This is a genomic window from Nocardioides marmoraquaticus, assembly GCF_054777915.1.
In genome coordinates this window covers 1-19,886 of record NZ_BAAHAA010000038.1, presented here as the reverse complement: position 1 = coordinate 19,886, position 19,886 = coordinate 1, and the positions used below count along the sequence as shown (strand labels likewise).

Annotated in this window: 21 protein-coding genes and 1 riboswitch; of the genes, 6 read left to right on the top strand and 15 right to left on the bottom strand. The window is 74.2% G+C overall.

Going from position 1 to position 19,886, the window contains the following annotated elements:
• The 8 genes from ACYU8I_RS18265 to ACYU8I_RS18230 form a co-directional block, all read right to left on the bottom strand.
• On the bottom strand, window positions 1–816 hold an 816-nt coding region (locus ACYU8I_RS18265; RefSeq protein WP_460843636.1), incomplete at its 3' end, for a hypothetical protein.
• 161 nt (window positions 817–977) lie between these two features.
• The gene (locus ACYU8I_RS18260; protein ID WP_460843634.1) at window positions 978–2,027 is read right to left on the bottom strand and encodes a phosphatase PAP2 family protein; all 1,050 of its coding nucleotides are present in this window, start codon (window positions 2,025–2,027) and stop codon (window positions 978–980) included.
• 152 nt (window positions 2,028–2,179) lie between these two features.
• The gene (locus tag ACYU8I_RS18255) at window positions 2,180–3,169 is read right to left on the bottom strand and encodes an ABC transporter ATP-binding protein (RefSeq protein ID WP_460843632.1); all 990 of its coding nucleotides are present in this window, start codon (window positions 3,167–3,169) and stop codon (window positions 2,180–2,182) included.
• On the bottom strand, window positions 3,169–4,812 hold the full coding sequence (locus ACYU8I_RS18250) for an ABC transporter permease (RefSeq protein ID WP_460843631.1): 1,644 nt from the start codon (window positions 4,810–4,812) through the stop codon (window positions 3,169–3,171). The genes ACYU8I_RS18255 and ACYU8I_RS18250 overlap by 1 nt, the downstream gene beginning before the upstream one ends.
• Window positions 4,788–5,825, bottom strand: coding sequence for a thiamine ABC transporter substrate-binding protein (locus ACYU8I_RS18245; RefSeq protein WP_460843629.1), 1,038 nt, complete (start codon window positions 5,823–5,825; stop codon window positions 4,788–4,790). Before ACYU8I_RS18245 ends, ACYU8I_RS18250 begins: the two co-directional genes overlap by 25 nt.
• 1 nt (window position 5,826) lies before the next feature.
• Window positions 5,827–5,933, bottom strand: a riboswitch (TPP riboswitch).
• Window positions 5,934–5,972: 39 nt separating this feature from the next.
• Window positions 5,973–6,755: a sensor histidine kinase gene (locus ACYU8I_RS18240; RefSeq protein WP_460843627.1), complete on the bottom strand. Its 783-nt coding sequence runs from the start codon at window positions 6,753–6,755 to the stop codon at window positions 5,973–5,975.
• Window positions 6,745–7,740: a cobalamin B12-binding domain-containing protein gene (locus ACYU8I_RS18235; protein WP_460843625.1), complete on the bottom strand. Its 996-nt coding sequence runs from the start codon at window positions 7,738–7,740 to the stop codon at window positions 6,745–6,747. The genes ACYU8I_RS18240 and ACYU8I_RS18235 overlap by 11 nt, the downstream gene beginning before the upstream one ends.
• Before the next feature lie 83 nt (window positions 7,741–7,823).
• Window positions 7,824–8,855: a YihY/virulence factor BrkB family protein gene (locus ACYU8I_RS18230; protein WP_460843623.1), complete on the bottom strand. Its 1,032-nt coding sequence runs from the start codon at window positions 8,853–8,855 to the stop codon at window positions 7,824–7,826.
• Between the two features lie 36 nt (window positions 8,856–8,891).
• On the opposite strand from ACYU8I_RS18230, the gene ACYU8I_RS18225 reads away from it, so the two are divergent.
• From ACYU8I_RS18225 to ACYU8I_RS18215, 3 genes are read left to right on the top strand one after another with little or no spacing between them, the layout of a single operon-like run.
• A complete protein-coding gene (locus ACYU8I_RS18225; RefSeq protein ID WP_460843621.1) occupies window positions 8,892–9,629 on the top strand; it encodes an AzlC family ABC transporter permease in 738 nt (245 codons plus the stop codon).
• A complete protein-coding gene (locus ACYU8I_RS18220; RefSeq protein WP_460843619.1) occupies window positions 9,626–9,937 on the top strand; it encodes an AzlD domain-containing protein in 312 nt (103 codons plus the stop codon). Before ACYU8I_RS18225 ends, ACYU8I_RS18220 begins: the two co-directional genes overlap by 4 nt.
• Before the next feature lie 18 nt (window positions 9,938–9,955).
• Window positions 9,956–11,386, top strand: a complete 1,431-nt coding sequence (locus tag ACYU8I_RS18215; protein WP_460843617.1) for an aromatic amino acid lyase — start codon at window positions 9,956–9,958, stop codon at window positions 11,384–11,386.
• 4 nt (window positions 11,387–11,390) lie between these two features.
• On the opposite strand, the gene ACYU8I_RS18210 is transcribed toward ACYU8I_RS18215, so the two are convergent.
• The 5 genes from ACYU8I_RS18210 to ACYU8I_RS18190 form a co-directional block, all read right to left on the bottom strand.
• Complete coding sequence (locus ACYU8I_RS18210) at window positions 11,391–12,251, bottom strand: FHA domain-containing protein (protein ID WP_460843614.1); 861 nt, start codon at window positions 12,249–12,251, stop codon at window positions 11,391–11,393.
• A gap of 6 nt (window positions 12,252–12,257) precedes the next feature.
• Complete coding sequence (locus ACYU8I_RS18205; protein ID WP_460843612.1) at window positions 12,258–12,500, bottom strand: hypothetical protein; 243 nt, start codon at window positions 12,498–12,500, stop codon at window positions 12,258–12,260.
• Window positions 12,501–12,611: 111 nt separating this feature from the next.
• A complete protein-coding gene (locus tag ACYU8I_RS18200) occupies window positions 12,612–14,177 on the bottom strand; it encodes an alpha/beta fold hydrolase (protein WP_460843609.1) in 1,566 nt (521 codons plus the stop codon).
• A 111-nt stretch (window positions 14,178–14,288) separates the two neighbouring features.
• Window positions 14,289–15,215 carry an LLM class flavin-dependent oxidoreductase gene (locus ACYU8I_RS18195; protein WP_460843607.1) on the bottom strand — a complete coding sequence of 309 codons (927 nt, stop codon included), beginning with the start codon at window positions 15,213–15,215 and terminating at the stop codon, window positions 14,289–14,291.
• A 4-nt stretch (window positions 15,216–15,219) separates the two neighbouring features.
• Entirely contained in the window at window positions 15,220–16,386 is a 1,167-nt protein-coding gene (locus ACYU8I_RS18190) for a cysteine--tRNA ligase (protein WP_460843605.1), read from the bottom strand.
• A gap of 114 nt (window positions 16,387–16,500) precedes the next feature.
• On the opposite strand from ACYU8I_RS18190, the gene ACYU8I_RS18185 reads away from it, so the two are divergent.
• A complete protein-coding gene (locus ACYU8I_RS18185; RefSeq protein ID WP_460843603.1) occupies window positions 16,501–17,043 on the top strand; it encodes a YceI family protein in 543 nt (180 codons plus the stop codon).
• 42 nt (window positions 17,044–17,085) lie between these two features.
• Here ACYU8I_RS18185 and ACYU8I_RS18180 read toward each other — a convergent pair whose 3' ends face one another.
• A complete protein-coding gene (locus ACYU8I_RS18180) occupies window positions 17,086–17,340 on the bottom strand; it encodes a hypothetical protein (RefSeq protein ID WP_460843601.1) in 255 nt (84 codons plus the stop codon).
• A 118-nt stretch (window positions 17,341–17,458) separates the two neighbouring features.
• On the opposite strand from ACYU8I_RS18180, the gene ACYU8I_RS18175 reads away from it, so the two are divergent.
• The gene (locus ACYU8I_RS18175; protein ID WP_460843599.1) at window positions 17,459–18,079 is read left to right on the top strand and encodes a trimeric intracellular cation channel family protein; all 621 of its coding nucleotides are present in this window, start codon (window positions 17,459–17,461) and stop codon (window positions 18,077–18,079) included.
• Window positions 18,080–18,085: 6 nt separating this feature from the next.
• Here the strand turns inward: ACYU8I_RS18175 and ACYU8I_RS18170 are convergent, their stop codons facing one another.
• Window positions 18,086–18,997 carry an NAD-dependent epimerase/dehydratase family protein gene (locus tag ACYU8I_RS18170; protein ID WP_460843597.1) on the bottom strand — a complete coding sequence of 304 codons (912 nt, stop codon included), beginning with the start codon at window positions 18,995–18,997 and terminating at the stop codon, window positions 18,086–18,088.
• 648 nt (window positions 18,998–19,645) lie between these two features.
• Here ACYU8I_RS18170 and ACYU8I_RS18165 point away from each other — a divergent pair.
• Window positions 19,646–19,886, top strand: a 241-nt coding sequence (locus tag ACYU8I_RS18165) for a hypothetical protein (RefSeq protein ID WP_460843595.1), incomplete at its 3' end; no start/stop codon positions are given.

The following is a 19,886-nucleotide window of genomic DNA, read 5'->3' as shown; positions in this document are numbered from 1 at the left end:
GTCGTCGGCCCGGTCGTCCTCCGCCGCCTGCTGCGCCGCCGCCTCCCGCGCCGCGGCGCGCCGACGGGCCGCGGCCTCGAGCGCCTCCTGGCGCTCGGTCGCGAGGCCGACGGAGATCTGCTGGGCGCGGGCGAGGTCGGCGATCAGCCGGGTGCGCTCCGCGGCTACCTGGGTCGTCGCGTCGGCGGCGGCCTGCGCCGCCGACGCGGCTGCGGCGGCCTGCGACTCGGCGTCGTCGGCCAGCTGCTGCTGCTCGGTCTCGGCCTGCTGCGCGTCGGCGGCGGCCGCGTCTGCGGCGGCACGGGCGGTCTCGAAGTCCTGGAACGCGGCGTCCATCGACTCGCCGGCGCTCTCGACGACCGCCTGCCGGTTCATCACGCCGGTGAAGCCGTCGTCGGTCAGCAGGGCGGTGGCGGCACTCAGGTCGGTGCCGTTCTGGTAGCTCTCGGTGACGAGGCTGACGATCCCGGAGCGCTGCTGCTCGACGTCCGCCGCGGCGGCCTCGGCGCGAGCGGCGGAGCGTCGTACGCGGGCCTCGGCCTGCTCGAGCCGCCACAGCGCACCGTTGTAGGCCTCGGCGGCCTGGGCCGCAGCGAGGTCGGCCGCGCCCTGCCGGGCCGAGGCGTCGGCGAGGGCCGCCTCGATCGAGGCGACGTCACCCCGCGTGAGGGCGACCTGCTCCTCGGCGCGCTGCACCTCGCCCGCGCTGGGGGCGCGACCGCCGTCGTCGTCGGGCCGGGCCGCGGCGGGCGCGGCCGGGGCCGCGAGGAGCAGCACCAGGGCGGGGGCGGTGACGTACCGAGCCGCGCGTCGCACGAGGGCACCTTTCGTCGGGAGGCCCGTGCCGCTTCCCCACGGCACGGGCCGCGCCCGACATTAGGTCCCACGAGTCACATAGGGAACACCTTTCACAGAAGAACACTGCTGTAACTCGCGTGTCGCCTTGACACGGCCGTCACAGGAGCCTCGTGGAAAGGTCAGGCTGCGTTGACGGGGACCTTGGCCGTGGTCGTCGTCGGGTGGGTGTGGCGCCCGTGCTCGTCGAACTTCTGGCCGGTCGCGATGCCGCCGACGTAGAACGCGACGAAGGCGATGATCGCGCCGTAGATGTCGTCGGCGAGGTAGTGCCAGCCGAAGTAGGTGGTGGCCAGGACGGTGCAGCCCATGAAGGTCCAGCAGACGACCTTGATGACGCGGTGGCGCACGGTGTACTGCGCGACGAGCGCGACGAGCAGCGTGACGCCGACGTGCAGCGAGGCGAAACCGGCGATCGACTGCACGCCGTCGGAGGCGCCCGTGAGGGTGTTGTAGCGCCCCCAGTAGAGGCCCTCGAGCAACCCGGAGACCTCGGTGGTGGTGAGGTCGTTGTAGAGCCACGGGAAGGCGAAGTTGGGGCCCAGCGTGGGGATCATGTAGTAGCTGGCGGTGCCGAGGGTCCACACCAGGCACTGGCTGGTCACGAACCAGTAGCCGAAGCTGACGTTGCGCGACCACACCACCCAGATCGTCACCGAGACCGGCACGATGGGCAGGAAGATCAGGTAGATCCACGACAGCACGTGGGCGGTCACCTCGGTGCCGAGGGCACCGTGCAGCGTCGTGGCCACGTCGTTGCCGAGGAACAGCCACTGGTCGAGCTTGTGCAGCTCGTAGTCGCCGCGGATGCGGGTCTCGCGGTCGTGCAGCAGCGGCAGGTAGTTCTTCAGGTTGCGGTAGCTGACGTAGGTGACGAAGAAGCAGACCAGGCCGACCACCACGAGCTGGATCCGCTCGCGGGTCCAGTGCTCGCGGATGATCAGCCGTGCCTCCGGCACGACTTGCGATATCCGGCCACGGGCACGCCACAGCGAGCGCGGCACGATGTCGGCGACGAAGGCCGCGAGCACCAGCAGGATCGCGCGCAGCCACGCCGGGCCGAGGAAGCCGTCGGGGTCGCGCAGGGGGGTGCCGAGGTAGAGGCTGAAGCCGAGCGCCAGGCCGAACATGATGACCGTGTTGGCGATCATCAGGGTGTAGGCACGGCGCACCCGCGCAGTCTAGGCGTCGGCGCCAACGGGGCCGGCAGGGGAGACTGGCCCCGTGCGCCCGAAGCTGTTGTACGTCGCCGCGTTCGCCGCGTTCGTGGTGCTCTACTCGCTGCTCCAGTGGTGGGACCCCTTCGGCCTCCACCGCTGAGGAGTCACCAGGTGGCGAGGCGGGTGGTGTCGAGGCACAGGCGCACCGGCTCGCCGACGGCGACCGTCGAGGTGGGCGCGGCGACGGCCGGCAGCCGCCCCACCCCCTCGACGTCGACCACCAGGCGCACGTGCTCGGGGTCGAGCCGGGCCTCCGCGACCCGCCCGCGCAGCGGTCCCCCGGCGTCGACGCGCAGCGCGGAGCGGCGCAGCGCCACCGCACGCCACCGCTCGTCCGGAGCCGCGAGGGCCCGCAGCCGCGCGGCGGGCTCGCCGTCGAGGGTCTCGGCGTAGCCCAGGAACCGGGCCGCCCAGGCGTCGACCGGGTGGCGCCAGACCTCGGCCAGGCTGCCGTGCTGCACCAGTCGGCCCCGGCGCATGACCGCCATCCGGTCGGCGACGGCGAAGGCCTCCTCCTGGTCGTGGGTCACGAGCAGGGCCGTGGTGCCGGTGGCGCGCAGCACGTCGTGGAGGTCTGCGGCCAGCCGCTCGCGCAGGTCGCGGTCGAGCGCCGACAGCGGCTCGTCGAGCAGCAGCAGCCGCGGCTCGACGGCCAGCGAGCGCGCCAGGGCGACCCGCTGCCGCTCGCCGCCCGAGAGCGTGCCGGGCAGGCGGGCGGCGTACCCCTCGAGCCCGACCAGGGCGAGCAGCTCCTCGACCCGGGCCTCGCGCCGGGCCCGGGCGAGGCGGCGCAGCCGCAGCGCGTAGCCGACGTTGCCGGCGACGCTGAGGTGCTCGAAGAGCTGGCCGTCCTGGAACAGCAGCGCGAAGCCGCGGCGGTGGGTCGGCACCCGGGTGACGTCGGCGCCGTCGAAGCGCACCGTGCCGGCCGTGGGCCGCTCCAGCCCGGCGACCACGCGCAGCAGGCTCGACTTGCCGCAGCCCGACGGGCCGAGCACGGCCGTGACCGAGCCCGTCGGCACCGCCAGCGTCACGTCGTCGACCGCGGTCGTGCGGCCGTAGTCGACCCGGGCACCGCTGACCTCGAGACCCATCAGAACGCTCCCGTCGAGCCGACCCGCAGCCGCTGCACCCCGAGCATGACGGCCGTGGTGGCGGCGGCCAGCACGACGGAGGCGGCCATGGCCATGCCGAAGTTCTCGGCTCCGGGCGAGCCGATCAGGCGGTAGATCACCACCGGCAGCGTCGGGTCGGCCGGGCGGGCCAGGAAGCTCGTCGCCCCGAACTCCCCCAGCGACACCGCGAAGGCGAAGCCCGCCGCCGCCAGCAGCGCACGCCAGGCGACGGCCAGGTCGACCGTGCGCAGCACCCGCAGCGGGCCCGCCCCCAGCGAGGCGGCCGCCTGGCGCTGCCGGTCGTCGACCGAGCGCAGCACCGGCGCCAGCGTGCGCACCACCAGCGGGAGCGCGACCATCGCCTGGGCGACGGGCACCAGCAACCCCTCGCCGCGCAGGTCGAGCGGGGGCCGGTCGAGGGTGACGAGGAAGCCGAAGCCGACGGTCACCGCCGAGACACCCAGCGGCAGCATGAACAGGCCGTCGAGGACCCCCGCCCCCCGACCGCTGCCGGGACGCGAGACGACGTACGCCACCGCCGCGCCGAGGGCGAGCGCCAGCACCGCCGCCTGCAGCGCGACGACCAGCGAGGTCAGCAGGGCCTGCGTGACCGGGACGAGCAGCGCGTTGCCCTCCCCTGTGCCGGTGAGCGCGACGTAGCTGTCGAGCGTCCACGCGTCGCCCCGGCGCAGCGAGGACGCGACGAGCGAGGCCAGCGGCGCCATGAGCAGGGCGACCACGAGCGCCGTCCAGCCCAGCACCGGCAGGTGTCGGCGGCCGGGCCGGGGCAGCGGTCGCGTGCTGCGCGACACCGGCGGCGCACCCCGGCGGGCGCGCGCGGCGAGCAGGAGCAGCGCCACCACCACGAGCACCTGCAGCACCGACAGCGCGGCGGCGCCGGCGAGGTCGAGCTCCTGGGTGGTGAGCAGGTAGATCTCGGTCTCGACGTTGGCGTAGCGCAGGCCGCCCATGGTGAGCACGACCCCGAAGGCGGCGGCGCAGAAGAGGAAGACGACGCTCGCGGCCGAGACCACCGCGGGCCGCACGGCCGGCACCGTCACGGTCCACCAGACCTGCCACGGGCTCGCCCCGAGCGCGGCCGCGGCCTCCTCGCGGCGCGGGTCGTGCGACTCCCAGAAGGCCCCCACGGTGCGCACCACGACGCTGACGTTGAAGAACGCGAGCGCGAGCACGATCGCGGCGGCGGTGCCGTCGAGCCCGAGCCCGCCGAGCGGTCCCGACGACGCCAGCAGCTGGCGGAACGCGACGCCGACCACCACGGTGGGCAGCACGAACGGCACCACGACCAGGGCCCGCAGCAGGTCGCGGCCCGGGAAGCGCAGCCGGTGCAGCGCCCACGCCACGGGCACGCCGAGCACCACGGCCAGCGCCGTGCCGGCCGCGGCCGACCACAGCGTGAACCACAGCACCCGCTGGGTGCGCTCGCGCAGCAGCACCTCGCCGACGGCGCCGAGCTCCCAGGCCGCGTCAGGGCGCAGCCCGCGCAGCACGATCCCGGCGACGGGGTAGGCGAAGAAGACCGCGAGGGCGGCCAGGGGCACGGCGGCGACCAGCGCGGTCGCCGCCCCGCGACGGGTCAGCGGCTCACCAGGTCGCGCCACTCGCGCACCCAGTCGTCACGGTTCGCCGCGATCTCGGCCGGGTCGACCTCGAACGGCTCGCCGGCCGGCTCGGCGTACGCCGCCCAGTCCTCCGGCAGCGGCACGTCGGTGACGGGGTAGACGTACATCTGGGTCGGCAGCGCCTGCTGGAACTCGCGCTGCAGCATGAACTCCACGAAGCGCCGCATGCCCTCCGGGTTGTCGCCGCCCTCGACCACGCCGGCGTACTCGACCTGGCGGAAGCAGGTGTCGAGCAGCGCCGCGGTCGTCGGCTCGCCGCCGCCCTCCGGGACCGTGAAGGGCGGGGACGAGGAGTAGGAGACCACGATCGGCCGGTCACCCGACCCGCCGCCGGCGGTGAAGTCGACCTCGTAGGCGTCGGACCACCCCGGCACCACCTTCACGCCGTTGGCGACCAGGCGCTCCCAGTACGCCGGCCAGTCGTCGCCCTCGGCGGCGACCGTGGCGAGCAGGAAGGCCAGCCCGGGGCTCGACGTGGAGGCGCCCGGCACCACCATCAGGTCGCGGTAGGTCGGGTCGACGAGGTCGTCGAGCGTGCTCGGCGGCTCGACGCCCTCGCGCTCGAACCACGTCGAGTCGACGTTGACGCACACGTCGCTGTAGTCGACGGGCACCAGCCGGCCCTCCGCGCCCGGCAGGTCGTACGCCGCTGCGGCCGCCGGCACCTCGCCGTCGTACGGCGCCACGACGCCCTCGTCGACCGCGCGGGAGCCGAAGGTGTTGTCGATCCCGTAGAAGCCGTCGGCGACCGGGTTGTCCTTGGTCAGCACCAGCTGGTTGGTCAGCGCGCCGGCGTCGCCCTGCGGCTGCACCTCGAGGGTGAGCCCGGACTCGCGCTCGAAGTCGGCGATGACGTCGTCGTCCATCGCCCAGCTGTCGTGGGTGACGACGGTGACGGTGTCGGCGTCGGCCGCCGCGTCGTCTCCGCCGCCGCACGCGGCGAGCGGCACGAGCAGGACCAGGGCGAGCAGAGGGGTGGGACGCAGCTTCACGAGGTCGTCTCCTTCGACTTCCTTCGCCGGTGCTAACCGGAGCAGGTTCGAGGGTCTGCGGCGCACCGCACTCTCAGCGCCTCGATCGGCGCTCCCCTGTCGGACGTCGGCCAGCCTAGAGCAGGCCCGGTGGCCGGGCCGACCCGGTCACCCGTGGTCGGCGTAGACCTCGTCGACGGACAGCGGCAGCTCGACGAGGAAGGTCGAGCCCTTGCCGGGGGTCGAGCGCACGCTCATCCGGCCGCCGTGGCCCTCGACCACCTGGCGCGCGAGGTGCAGGCCGACGCCGTCACCGGGCAGTCCGTCGGCGGCGGGCTCGCGGTGGAAGACCTCGAAGACGCGCTGCTGGCCCTCGGCGCTGATGCCGGGACCCTCGTCGGTGACCGAGACCTTGGCGTCGTCGACGCCGCGGTCGACCGCGACCGACACCGTGGTGCCGGACGAGCTGAACTTGATGGCGTTGCCGATGACCTGCGAGAGCGCCCGCTCGAGCTTGACGGGGTCGCCGTCGACCCAGCAGCCACCACGACCGACCTGGCCCGCCTGCTCCGTGAGCAGCAGCAGCCGCATCGACTTGGCCTCGGCCAGCACGCGGGTGCGCTCGACCAGGCCGTCGACGAGGGCGACCAGGTCGACCCGGTGCACGTCGAGCCGGTCGGCGGCGTCGAGGGCGAAGCCGCGGCTCAGCTCGGCGACGTGCGCCTCGAGCTGGCGGGCGCTGCGCAGCAGCTGCTGCACCCGGGCCCGGGCGACCTCGTCGAGCGTCGGGTGCTCGACGAGGGACTCGGCCAGCAGCACGACGACCTCGGTGGGGGCGGTCAGGGCGTGCAGCGTGGTGGCTCCGGCACGGCGCTGCTGGGCGAGCTCGCTGTTGATGCGGCCCAGCTCGCGCAGCAGCAGCTCGTGACCGGGCTCGCCCTCACCTCGCACGGCTGCGCTCCTCGGTCCACGCGCGGCACTGCTCCATGGCCTCGAGCGCGCCGGGCGCCCACCCGTCGGCCCCGACGAGGTCGGCGAGCCGCGGGTTGATCGTGAAGGGCCGGCCGCCGACCAGGATCTTGACGTCGCCGCAGCGCGGGTCTGAGCGCACGGCGCGCACGAGGTCGCGCACCGAGCGCAGGTGGCCGGCCATGGTCGCGGAGATGGCGAGCACGTCGGCGCGGTGCTGCGCGACGTGCTCGACGACGTCGCGGTGGGGCACGTCGGCGCCGAGGTAGGCGGTGCGCCAGCCCGCCTGCTCCATCAGGTCGGCGATCATCCGGATGCCCACCTCGTGGGCCTCCGAGCCGACGCTGAGCGCGACGATGCTGTGGCCGAGCAGGGTGCGCCCGAGCAGCATGCGGGGGTAGAGCAGCGAGAGCGCGAGCTGCGTGACCGCGGTGGTGTAGTGCTCGTGGGCGATCGAGATGTCGCCCGCCTCCCACAGCCGGCCCAGCTCGATCTGCGCCGGCTGGAGCACCGTCATCATGATGTCGGCGGCGTCGACGTCGGCGGTCATGAGGTCGTGGACGACCTTGACCGCGGCGTCACGACGACCGGCGAGGGCGGCGGTGAGGTAGTCGCGCGCCGGACCTTCGGGCAGCTCGACGAGCGAGTCGGCGTGCGAGCCGCTGGCACCCAGCACCGCGGCGGTGTTCTGGAACTCCTCGACCAGGCGCAGCTGCTCGGCGTCGAGGTGCGGGGCGAGCGCGTGGCGCACCGCCCGGTCGACGTCCTCGGCACCGAAGGCGGCGCCGGCGCTCTCGAGCCGCACCGACTGCCAGCGCATCTGGTCGGCCAGCAGCTCGGGCACGCCGAGCGCCATGGACGTGTCGAGCGCCTCGAGGTGCAGGCGCGCCACCTCGACCACGGTGCTCGTCAGCAGGTGCAGGTCGGAGGCGACCTCCTCGGCGAGCACCCGGACGTCGACAGGCACGCCTGCCAGAGCCGGTGAATCCCACGAGGACATGGTCTCCACGGTACGCCGGTCCCCGGCGACTGGGCCAACGACCGGCCGGATCAGCCCTGCTCAGGGGGCTTCTCGGCCCCTGGCGGCACCCCGGCGTCGTCGGGCTCGCGGTGCGGCGGGGTGCCGAAGTCGACGCGGACCTGCTCGAAGCCCTTGTGGCGCTGGGCCCGGGCGTAGCCGGTGTAGGCCCGACGGTCGGCCTCGGTGAGGTCGACGGAGTCGGTGAAGGGGGTCAGCAGCGCGCGCGGCCACAACCGGCGCGCCACCACCACGTTCAGCTCGATGCCGAGGACCGCGATGACGGCGGCGATGAAGATGACGCCGACGAGGCCCAGCACGACGCCGAAGGTCTGGTTGACCGACGAGGCACTGCTCGCCACCCGGTTGACGTACGCCGTCGAGGCGACCTGGAGCAGCTGCCACCCGATCGCCACGAGGAACGCCCCGGGCATCGCCTTGACCCATCGCTCCTGCCGCGCCGCGGCGAGCCGGAAGACCAGCGTCATGCCCAGGGCGATCGCGACCGTGGAGGCGATCGTCACCAGCCACGGACCGACCCAGGAGAAGCGGTCGAGCAGGGTCGAGACCTGGGCGAGGATCGAGACGGTGGTGACGCCGATCAGAGCGGCGCCCGCCGCCACCAGCACGAGCAGGCTCTTCAGGCGCAGCAGCACCGGGTTGGGCCGGCTGTTGCGCGGCACCGACCAGGCGACGTTGACGGCGTTCTGCAGCGCCGACCCGAGCCCGATCGAGCCGTAGAGCGCGACGACCGTGCTCAGGACCACGGTCGAGACCGACCCGGTCAGCCCCGACGGGGTGTTGAGGTCGTCGCCGATCACGGGGAACTGCGCCAGCGCCGAGTCGAGCAGCTGCTGCTCGAAGTCCGGGTTGCCCTGCAGCAGGAAGCCGAGCACCGAGGTGCCGAGCAGCAGCAGCGGCACGATCGCGACGAACGCGTAGTAGGTGATCATCGCGGCCAGGTAGTTGCCCTGGTCGTCGAAGAACTTGTAGACCACCGCGAGCGGCAGCCCGATGACCGGCACCCGGCGCTGCGCGCGGTCGGCCGCGTCGACGATGCCCACGCGCCGCAGGGTACCGGGGCCTGGGACCCTGGGCGGGTGGCGACTGATCAACCGTGCGACCCGGGCGACCCGGGCGACGACGGCGACGACGGCGACGTCGGGGGGCGGGGACCGGTGCTGCGCGCCGCCGTCGGCCTCGCGCTGTACGCCGCCGCCTTCGGCGCCACCTTCGGCGCGGTGTCGGTGGCCTCGGGGCTCGACCTCACGCAGACCGTGGTGCTGAGCGTGGTGATGTTCTCCGGCGCTTCGCAGTTCGCCCTGGTGGGCGTGCTCGGTGCGGGTGGTGCCGCGGCGACCGCCGTGGCGGCCGCGCTGCTGCTCGGCGTCCGCAACGCCTTCTACGGCATACCGGTGAGCCGGCTGCTGCGCCCGACGGGCCGGCGGCGACTCGTGACCGCGCAGCTCGTCATCGACGAGACCACGGCGATGGCCGTCGCCCAGCCCACCGAGCGGCTGGGGCGCTACGCCTTCTGGACGACCGGGGTGCTGCTGTTCTGCCTCTGGCAGGCGGGCACGGTCGCCGGGGCGGTGGCGGGCGACGCCGTCGACCCCGCGGTGCTCGACGCCCTCGGCCTCGACGTGGCCGCTCCCGCCGTGTTCCTCGCGCTGCTCTGGCCGCAGGTGCGGCAGCGCTCCGGCCCCGCCACCGCCCTGGCCGGGGCCGCGGTGGCCCTCGCGCTGGTGCCGGTCGCGCCGGCCGGCCTCCCCGTCGTCGCCGCCGCGGTCGCGGCGCTGGGGTTCGGGCTGCTCCGCAGGCCGGTGGCGGCCCCGTGACCGCGGCGTGGGCGGCGGTGGTGGTGGCCTCGGTGGGCTGCTACCTGACCAAGCTCGCCGGCGTCTCGCTGCCCGCGCCGGTGCTCGACCACCCCGTGGTGCGGCGGGTGGCCGCGCTGCTTCCCGTGGCCATGCTCGCCGGGCTCGTGGTCGTCGAGCTCGTCGACGCGGGCGGCCGCTGGGGCGCCGACTGGCGCGCGCTCGGCGGCATGGCGGCCGCCGTGGTGGCGCTGCTGCTGCGGGCCGGGGTGCTCACGGTCTTCGTGGTCGCCGTCGTCACGACGGCGCTGCTGCGGCTGCTGGTCTGAGGACCCAGGATGGTCACCGTGAGCGGCACCCACCTCCCGATCGACGACGTCCTCGCCTGGGCCCGGGAGGACGGCCCGGCCCCGGTGGTCCTCTCCGAGCAGCAGGTCGAGCGGATCACGGCGGCGCAGGCGGGCCTGCGTGCCGCCGGTCGGTCGGGCGCGGTCTACGGCCTCACGACGGGCGTCGGGGCGCTGCGGTCGGTGCCGACCGACCTCTCCCCGGGCGTCGGCTCGCCCTCGCTCCGGCTGTGGCGCAGCCACGCGGCCGGCTTCGGGGAGACCTACGACGACGTCACCGCGCTCGTCGCCATGGCCTTCCGGCTGCACCAGATCACCTCGGGCCGGTCGGGCGTGAGCACCGGTCTGGCGACCGCGCTGGCCGAGGCCGTCGCGTCGCGGGCGGTGCCCGACCTGCACCGCTACGGCTCGATCGGCACCGGTGACCTGGTGCCGCTCGCCGAGCTCGGCCTCACGCTGGTCGGCGAGCGGCCGTGGCGCCGGGGCGGCGTCGTCCCCGCGGCCGTCGACGACGGCGACGCCCTGCCGTTCATGAGCAGCAACGCGCTGACCCTCGCGACCTCGGCCGTGGCGATGGACCGGCTGCTGCACCTCTCCATCGCCTCCGAGCGGGTCGCGGCGCTGAGCGCCGCCGCACTGCGCGGGTCGCTGCAGGCCTACGACCCGCGGGTCCACGCGGGTCGGCCCGACGCCGGGCAGGCCCGGGTCGCGGCCCGGCTGATGGACCTGCTCGACGACGGCCACCCGCGACGACCCGCCCGGGTCCAGGACCCCTTCGGCCTCCGCACGGTGCCGCAGGTGCACGCGCCGTTCGTCGACGCGCTGCTGCGCACGCGCGGCGCCGTCACGGTCGAGGTCGACGACCCGAGCGAGAACCCGATGGTCGTCGACGACGGCGTCGCCCTGCACCACGGCGGCTTCGTCACCGCGCGGCTGAGCGCGGCACTCGACTCGCTGCGGCAGGCGACGTACCCCGTGCTCGCGCTCTCGGCAGCCCGGCTCTCGGCCCTGACCGACCCGGCCCTCACCGGCCTGCCGGCCTTCCTCGCGGCCGGCCCGGCCGACAGCTCGGGGGTGATGATCCTCGAGTACGTCGCCCAGGACGCCCTCGCCCGGGCCCGCACCATGACCACGCCCGTCTCGACCGGCCACGCGGTGGTCTCGCTCGGCCTCGAGGAGCACGCGTCGTTCTCGACCCAGGCCGCCCGGTGGTCGGAGACGATGGTCGGCACCGCCGCGGTGGTGCTCGCGTGCGAGCTCGTCACGGCGGTGCGCGCGCTGCGTGCCGACCCCGAGCGGCTCCCCGACGCACCGGTGCGGGCGTGCTTCGACGCCGCGGCCGCCGTGCTCGACGACGACAAGCTCGACCGGCCGCTCGGCGCCGACGTAGAGCGCGCCGTACGGCTGGTCGAGGCGGGACTGCCCGCCTAGCTCGTCACTGCTGCTCGTGCTGGGTGCGCTGCCGGCCCAGCTCGCCGCCCACACGACCGCCGTGGGGGCGACCGTGGTCGGCGAACTCCTCGCGCACGAAGGCCAGGGTGTGGTCGCCGAGCTCGATGCGCGACGACGTCCTCAGCAACCGCTGCCCGACGCGCTCGCCGAAGACGCGGGTGCGAGGGTCGATGCCCACGAGCACGTACTCGTCGCCGCCCTCGTGCCGCACCTCGGCGTGGTGCGCCGCCAGCCCGGTCAGCACGATGTCGCAGTCGGGGTCGGACCCGATGGTCGTCACCTCCTGCTGCAACCAGTACGTCGGCAGCTCGGGACGGTGGACGCCGTCGGTCGGCACCAGCACCAGCCGCGGCCCGCCGCCGCCCCAGGGGCTGTCGGTGGAGCGCACCTTCTTGACCGGCCGACGCATGAAGGTCGGCGCGATCGGCAGCGGGGTCGGGGGCACGCCCAGCCCACCGCTCGGCAGCAGCTGCTGGTCGCGGTCGGCACGGCCGCGCGCCGCGGCCAGCAGGCCGCGACCGGCCCGCACGCGCAGGTGCCGGGTGCGGGTGAAGATCACCTGCCACCACGGCGCTCGCACGTCGCCGATGGTGAGCAGCCGCGATCCGCGGTCGTCCTCGACGTGCACCGTGATGCCGGCACGGGCCAGCAGGTCGGCGACGTCGCGGATGCCCTGGGCGTCGCGGCCGCCGGCGAAGGCGCTCGGGTCGCTCACCTTGAGGTGCAGCTCGGAGCCCTCGCCCGTGAGCTCGAGGTGCAGCGGGGAGTCGCCGTCGTCGATGTCGACCCGGAGGTCGGCCTTGACCGTGGTCTCGAGCGCACGGCGGTAGGCCACCTGCGTCACGGCTGCTCAGTCCTTCGGCGGGTAGACCGCGTCGGAGGTGGAGATCTGCAGGGTGCCGTCGAACTTCCACGTGGCGCGGGGCGAGTTGGCCCCCGTGTCGCGCGGCACCTCGACGGCCATGTCGATGAAGCGGTAGTTGATGGCGGCGCTGCGCCCGGTGAGGAAGTTCCACATCTCGCGGCCCAGGTCCGTCCAGTCGGTGACCTGACGGTCCTGGATGCCGCTGCGCTCGTTGTCGGTCGTGCTCATGAGATCCCTTTCCCTAGAAATCTCAACAGGTTTTTCCACAACCTGTTGAACTTGCTGGGGACGTGCCCCCTCCCCCGGGATCGATGCGCCCCGGGACGGGAGAGGGACCGCTCAGCGCACGATCGGAAGCCGCACCGTGGTGTCGCGCAGCGTCATCGCACCGATGACGCGGCTGCCGAACCCGGCGGCCATGTCGCTGACCGGCGAGACGGTGAGGAACAGCTTCTGCCCCGCCGGGACGTCGACGGCGACGGCCGGGAGCTCGATCCCGGTGCGGCGCCGGTCGACCGCGATCCCCTTCTGCACCAGGGGCAGCATGTTGTTCTGCACGATGCGGGCGTCGAGCGGGCTGGTGCCGACCGACAGCGAGACGAACACCCGGTTGTCGACGCCCACCGAGGTCAGCGTGGTGTCGAGGGTGGGCGCACCGGCCACGGTGAGCGGCCCCCGGGCGATCTCGGTCGCGAGCGGCAGCCCGGCGGCGGTGACGGTGCTGACGTCGGCGGCCGGCACCGCGCGGTTGGGCTTCACCGACGACACCGAGACGCACCGGTCACCGGCCTGCGTGGCGAGGTGGTAGCGACCGAACCCGGTGAGGCCGGTGCGCTTGCCCTGCAGGTTGCGCTGCAGGAAGCGCAGGCCGAGGCCGGCGAAGTCGGGGCTGCCGAGCTTCGGCGAGCACGGGTCGGAGGTGACGTTGGACGTGCCGAGCGGGAGCACCGACGGCAGCGTGTGACCGCCGTTGTAGCCGACGAAGATGCTCTGCTTGCGGGCGCGCGGCGTCAGGGCGGTGTCGTAGTTGAGGAACCCCTCCCGCAGCGGGAAGAGGTTGTCGGTCTCGCCCTGGCCGAACATCACGGGGATGTCGAGGCGGCGGCCCTGTTCGACGTGCCACTTCGGCCCGTTCCTGCCCAGGAAGTCGTAGAGGCTCCTCGGCACCTCGTTGGTCACCGCCGCCTGCGCGAAGCCCTGCAGCACCACCGGCGGCAGCGCGTTCGACGGCACGGCGGCGGCGGTGAGGGCGGCCGCCCACTCCGTGCGCGGCACGCCCGCCGGGAACAGGCTCTGGGTGAGGCTGTTCCAGGTGATCTCGGGGACGAGCGCGTCGAAGCGGGTCGCGCGGCGGTCGCGCAGCTCGGTGAGGGCGCCGACGAACTGGTAGCCACCGCCATACGAGCCACCGATCGCGCCGAGCACGGGGTCGCCCGGAGCCTCCTTCTCGACCCAGGGGGTGCGCGCGACGAGGTCGACGAGGCGCTGGACGTCCTTGCCCTCGACGTCGGGGTTCTCGATGTGGGCCTGCCCGCCGCTCTCGCCGAAGCCCCGCTGGTCGAAGGAGACGACCCCGAAGCCGGCGTCGAGCAGGTACTGCACGGGGCCGGGCTCGGAGATCCGGCTGCCACCCCACCCGTGGCTGTGCACGACCATCGGCACGGGCCGCTTCGTGGTGGCCCCGGCCGGGCGGAAGACCGAGTAGCAGATCTGCACCGGAGCGCTCGTCCCCGGGTCGGGGACGCTCGTCAGGCAGCCGTTCGTCGTGGTGCTGGCGACGCGGGCCGTCGCGGCCGCGACCGACGCGGCCGGCTTCGGCGCGGCCTGGGCCGAGGGGACGACGAGGGCCGCGGCGAGCGCGGCGGTGACGACGGCGGGCAGGACGATCGGGGCAGTACGGCGCACGGCGCTTCCTCACGGGCAGGTGGCTGACAGGCCCGCTGCGCTCCCCCCGGAGGCGCAGCGGGCCGTTGAGGAGGACAACGACGCACCGTGGTCGACGTCACGCCCACGCGCTCAGCGCAGCCGGACCAGCGCCTCGACCTCGGCCACCGGGTCGAGACCCAGCGGCACCAGCACGTGCTCGTGCACCCCGGCCACCGCCACGGCACGCAGCCGCTCGCGGGCGCGGTCGGGCGGCCCCACGACGGCGAGCTGCTCCAACCAGGCCGTGGGCAGGGCCTCGGCGAACGCGTCCGCCGACCCCGTACGGCGCCGCAGCTCGCGGAGGTCGTCGACCCAGGGCAACGGGTCGACGTGCGGCGCCCAGTCGGGCTCGCCGACCACGGCCAGCGCCGGCCTCACGACGGCCACGGCCTCGTCGAGGTCGTCGCGCACGCACGCCAGGTGGTAGGCGACCAGCCGGTGGTCGGGGGCGTCGCCCAGCTGCTCGCGCACCCGGGCGACGTACTCGGGCGTGACCGGCTCGGCGAGCACGGTGCCGTCGGCGAGCCGGCCGGCGAGCGCCAGCGAGCGCGGCCCGCGCACGCCGGCCAGGAGCGGCGGCACGACCTCGGGCACGCAGCCGGGCTCGAGCCGCAGACCGGCGGCGGTCGTCTCGCCCCGCAGCAGGGCGCGCAGGCCCACCAGGTAGTCGTCGAGGGCGCCGAGCGGGCTCGCGGGCCACGCGCCGGCGGCGCGCATCCAGCCCGGCATGCCGTGGCCCACGCCGAGGACCAGTCGGCCCGGGTGCAGCTGGGCGAGCGTCGCGACCTCCATGGCGGCGAAGGGCAACGAGCGTGCGCCCACCGGGAGGATGCCGATGCCCACCTGCAGCCGCGACGTCGCGCCGAGCACGGCGGCCGCCTGCGCCACCCCGCCGCGGAACCCGAGGTCCTCGACCACCCACAGCGCGTCGAACCCGAGGTCGTCGGCCGCGCGGGCGAGGTCGAGGACCCGGTCGGCCGGCAGGTCGCGCGGCAGCAGCACCGAGAGCCGAGCCACCACCTCAGACCAGCTTGAGCAGGGCGAGGGCACGACGGGCGGCCTCGCCGCCCGCCGCGGTCGCGACGTCGAGCGCACCGGTGACGTCGAGGTCGTCGCGCAGCCGGGCGAGCACCTGGTCGGCCCCGCCTGCCCCGTCGGCGCCCGCGCGGCCGGCAGCGGCGTACAACGCGTCGAGCCGCTGCTGGGCCGCCGGCAGCACCGTGTCGTCGTACGACCACGGCGCGGCCCAGGGGCGGTCGAGCAGGGCGAGGCGCAGCGTGGCGGGCGACCAGTCGCGCAGCAGGTCGTCGACGAGCACGAGGTTGCCGGTCGACTTCGCCATCTTGGCGCCTGCGACCGAGACCGTGCCGACGTGGGCGACGGCGCGGGCGAAGGGGGTGACACCGCTGGCGGCCTGCACCATCGCGGCCTGGTGGGCGTGGTGCGGGAACGCCAGGTCGGCGCCGCCCACCAGCACGTCGACGCTCGCGCCGTGGACGGCCATGGCCATCGCGGCGCACTCGGCGTGCCAGCCCGGCCGACCCCAGCCCCACGGGCTCGGCCACGCGGGCTCGCCCTCGCCCGACGGCCGCCAGACCGCCACGTCGAGGGGGTCGTCCTTGCCCGGACCCTCGGGGTCGTCGCCGAAGGCCGCGGCGAGCCGCAGCGACTCCTCGCGGTCGCGGCCGCGGGCGGCCTCCGCACCCCGGGCCCACACCGTCCCGTCGCGCTCGTACGCCGCCCCCGCCGCCAGCAGGGCGGTGGCGAGCTGCACCACGGCGTCGACGTGGTGGCGTGACCGGGGTCGGTGCTGGGGTGTCGCGACGCGCAGCGCAGTCATGCTGCGCTCGAAGGCCGCCTCCTGCAGCAGCGCGAGCTCGTCGTAGTGGCGGCCGCGCTCACGGGCGACGTCGAGGAGCACGTCGTCGACGTCGGTGACGTTGCGGCACACCTGCACCGCGGCCCCGCCGGAGCCGAGCACGCTCGCCACCAGGTCGGCCCAGACGAAGGTGGCGGCGTGGCCCAGGTGGGTGACGTCGTACGGCGTGATCCCGCAGACGTAGACCCGTGCCGTGCCGACGACCGGGACGGGCGTGCCCGCCAGCACCACGGGCGTGGCGGCTCGCGGCGCCGCCCCGACCCGGTGGGAGACGTCGAGCGTCCCGGACCCCATGGTGCGCGCGTTCATGGCGGCATCCTCCCACCGTCGGCGCAGCACCTTGGTCAAGTAGTTGACTTTTCACTCACGCCGTGGAATGGTTGAACCTACAAGCCAACCCCACCCCGTCACCCGGAGCACCCCATGAGCCTCAGCAACCTGTCCGGCACCTACACCCTCGACCCCACCCACACCCGCCTCGGCTTCGTGGCCCGCCACGCGATGGTCACCAAGGTCCGCGGCGCGTTCAACGAGTTCGAGGGCACCGCCACCGTCGAGGGCGGCGACCTCGCCAACGCCTCGATCGAGGTCACCATCCAGGCCGCGTCGATCGACACCCGCAACGAGCAGCGCGACGGTCACCTCAAGAGCAACGACTTCCTCGCCATGGACGAGTTCCCGACCATCACCTTCCGCTCCACCGAGGTGCAGCCCGAGGGCGAGACCCTCGAGGTGACCGGCGACCTGACCATCAAGGGCACCACCAAGCCGGTGACCATCCCCTTCGAGTTCGAGGGCGCGGCCACCGACCCCTTCGGCAACGAGCGCGTCGGCTTCGAGGGCTCCGTCGTCGTCAACCGCAAGGACTTCGGCGTCGAGTGGAACGCCCCCCTCGAGACCGGCGGCGTGCTGGTCAGCGAGAAGATCACCCTCGAGTTCGAGATCTCCGCGATCAAGAACGCCTGACGCCCCCTCGGGGACGTCCTGCCCGGCCGAGCCCGGGCCCGCTCAGGTGGGCTCGGGCTCGACCATGCGCTGCTGCGGCAGCGGCGCCGCCGGCACCACGGTGCAGTCGCGCGTCGCCAGCGCCCGGTCGAGGGCGCCCAGGGCCGCGAGCAGCTCGTCGTTGCCGGTGACCAGCCGCTGCTGGCAGGCCGAGCAGAGGGGCGAGCAGCCACAGCCCTGCAGCGCCGCCAGCGCAGCCACGCGCCAGTCGCGCGCGGCCTCCACGCGACGCGCGAGCTCGTGCAGCGGCTCCGACATCACTGCCCTCCCTGGGTCGCACCGACGCCCGCACGTACCCGGTGGCACCGCGGACAGTCCATCCTCGTCGACCGGTCTGGTCAGGCGGGCCACCACCCCGTCGCCCTACCCTCGTGGCGTGGGAACCCCGGAGCTGCTGGTCGCGCTCGACCTCGCCGGGATCTTCGTCTTCGCGGTGACCGGTGCGCTGGTCGCCGTACGCCTCGACCTCGACGTGTTCGGCGCCCTCGTGCTGGCCGGCGTCACCGGCCTGGGCGGTGGCGTGGTGCGCGACGTGCTGATCGGGGCCGTGCCGCCCGCGGCCCTGTCGGACTGGCGCTACCTCGTGGTGCCGGTGGTCGCCACCCTCCTGACCTTCTACGCCCACGCCGCCCTGGAGCGACGCGAGCACGTCATCTCGCTGCTCGACGCGGCCGGGCTCTCGCTGTTCTGCGTGACCGGCGCGCTCAAGGCGCTCGACTACGGCCTCGGGCCGCTGCCCGCCGCCCTCCTCGGCCTCGTCACCGGCGTGGGTGGCGGCATCGCCCGCGACCTGCTCGGCGGCCGCCCGCCCCAGGTGCTGCGCAGCGACGTCTACGCCACGCCGGCCCTGGTCGCCGCTCTCGTGGCCGCCGTCGGCGAGCGCCTCGACCTGTGGACCCCCGCGGTCGCCGTCAGCGCGGTCGCGCTCTGCTTCACCTGGCGGCTGCTCGCGATGCGGCGCGGCTGGAACGCGCCCCGCGCGGGTCGGGCGCGCTGAGCAGGGTCAGGCGCCCGGGTCGTCGAGGACGTCGCGCCAGGAGTGCTGCGGCTCGTAGCCCAGCATCCGACGGGCCTTGTCGATCGAGAAGAACGTCTCGTCGCGACCCATGTCGCGGCGCTTCTCGACGTCGGCGTAGAAGCGGTCGACCACCTCGTCGGTGGTCGCCGCCACCGACATGTCGGCGTTGGCGACGTTGAAGACCTCGTAGCCCAGGCCGTCGGTCTCGAGGCAGCGCTGCACCATCTGCCCGAGGTCGCGGGTGTCGATGTAGGCGAAGAGGTTGCGACGCCGCAGCGACGGGTCCTGCAGGAACGGCGGGAACATCTCGGCGTACTCGTGCGGCTCGATCACGTTGTTGATGCGCAGCCCGTAGACGTCGGCGCCGGTGCGGCGCTGGAACGACTGCGACGTCACCTCGCCCGCCACCTTCGACATCGCGTAGGAGTCCTCCGGCACGACCGGGTGCTCCTCGTCGACCGGCACGTAGAGCGGCTTGCGCTCGCCCTGGCCGAAGCAGACGCCGTACGTCGTCTCCGACGAGGCGAACACGATCTTGCGCACGCCCAGGCGGGTGGCCGCCTCCAGCACGTTGTAGTGCGCGGTGATGTTGGTGGTGTAGGTCGTGACGTCGCTCCGGATGAAGGGCGCCGGGATCGCGGCGAAGTGCACCACCGCGTCGTACGCCGACCCGCGCGTCAGGTCGAGCGACGCGTCGTCGAGGTCGGCGCCGGTCGGCACGCCCGCGAGCGCCGAGTAGACCTCCCCGGGGTCGGTCAGGTCGACCCGCAGGTCGGTCACCTCGTCGTGCCCCAGCGGCGTCAGGTCGACGTTGGTGACCTGGTGGCCGAGGCTCGCGAGGTACGGCGCGACGTGGTGACCGGCCTTGCCGCTCCCACCCGTGAAGAAGATGCGCATGGTGCGACGGGTACCCCGTGCGGCCCGACCATGCTCCCTGCGGCTCGCTGAGGAGCTCGGCCAGCGACCGCCCCGCTCCCTGAGGAGGTCGCGCAGCGACCGTCTCGAAGGGCCTCGCCAATCGTCTTGCCGGGTCTCGAGGCTCGTCGCTGGCGCTCCTCGCACCTCGACCACCGACAGCGGGAGCGGGGCTGGTCGAGGTGCGACGAGCCCCTGGGCGAGGAGCCTCGAGACCCCGTTCGACGAATGCGCCGCCTTGCTCCCTCAGGAGGTCGCGCAGCGACCCTCTCGAAGGGCCGCGCCGGCCGTCTCGCCGGGTCTCGAGGCTCTACCAACGACAGCGGGAGCGGGGCTGGTCGAGGCGCGACGAGCCCCTGGGCGAGGAGCCTCGAGACCCCGTTCGCCGCACGCGCCGCCTTGCTCCCTGAGCAGATCGCGCAGCGACCATCTCGAAGGGCCCCGCCGGTCACCTCGCCGGGTCCCGAGGCTCGTCGCTAGCGCTCCTCGCACCTCGACCACCGACAGCGGGAGCTGGGCTGGTCGAGGCGCGACGAGCCCCTGGGCGAGGAGCCTCGAGACCCCGCACGCCAGGGCACGACCCTGTGCACAACCCGCATCTTGTCGGCGGTACGAGGTAGAATCGAACACATGATCGACATCCTCGCCGACGCCGCCGCCACCCTGGTGGCGCGCCTCGGCACCGAGGACGTCGACCACCTCCCACCCGAGGCACTTGTCGACCTGCTCGCCGCCTGCGAACGCCTCAAGGGTGCAGCCGCAGCCTGCCAGGCCAGGGCGACCGTCGCGTTCGCCGACCACGAACGCGCAGCCGGGCGGGGTGACGGGGTCGCCGCGCAGGTGGGGCTCGCCACGAGACAGTCGCCGTTCA

What these genes read in the sequence shown, in the direction of transcription:
- ACYU8I_RS18255 (WP_460843632.1), bottom strand. Translation starts at nt 3,169, where the DNA reads ATGGGTCTCGAGGTCAGCGGTGCCCGGGTCGACTACGGCCGCACGACC.
- ACYU8I_RS18205 (WP_460843612.1), bottom strand. Translation starts at nt 12,500, where the DNA reads ATGAGCACGACCGACAACGAGCGCAGCGGCATCCAGGACCGTCAGGTC.
- ACYU8I_RS18190 (WP_460843605.1), bottom strand. Translation starts at nt 16,386, where the DNA reads ATGAACGCGCGCACCATGGGGTCCGGGACGCTCGACGTCTCCCACCGG.
- ACYU8I_RS18185 (WP_460843603.1), top strand. Translation starts at nt 16,501, where the DNA reads ATGAGCCTCAGCAACCTGTCCGGCACCTACACCCTCGACCCCACCCAC.
- ACYU8I_RS18180 (WP_460843601.1), bottom strand. Translation starts at nt 17,340, where the DNA reads ATGTCGGAGCCGCTGCACGAGCTCGCGCGTCGCGTGGAGGCCGCGCGC.
- ACYU8I_RS18170 (WP_460843597.1), bottom strand. Translation starts at nt 18,997, where the DNA reads ATGCGCATCTTCTTCACGGGTGGGAGCGGCAAGGCCGGTCACCACGTC.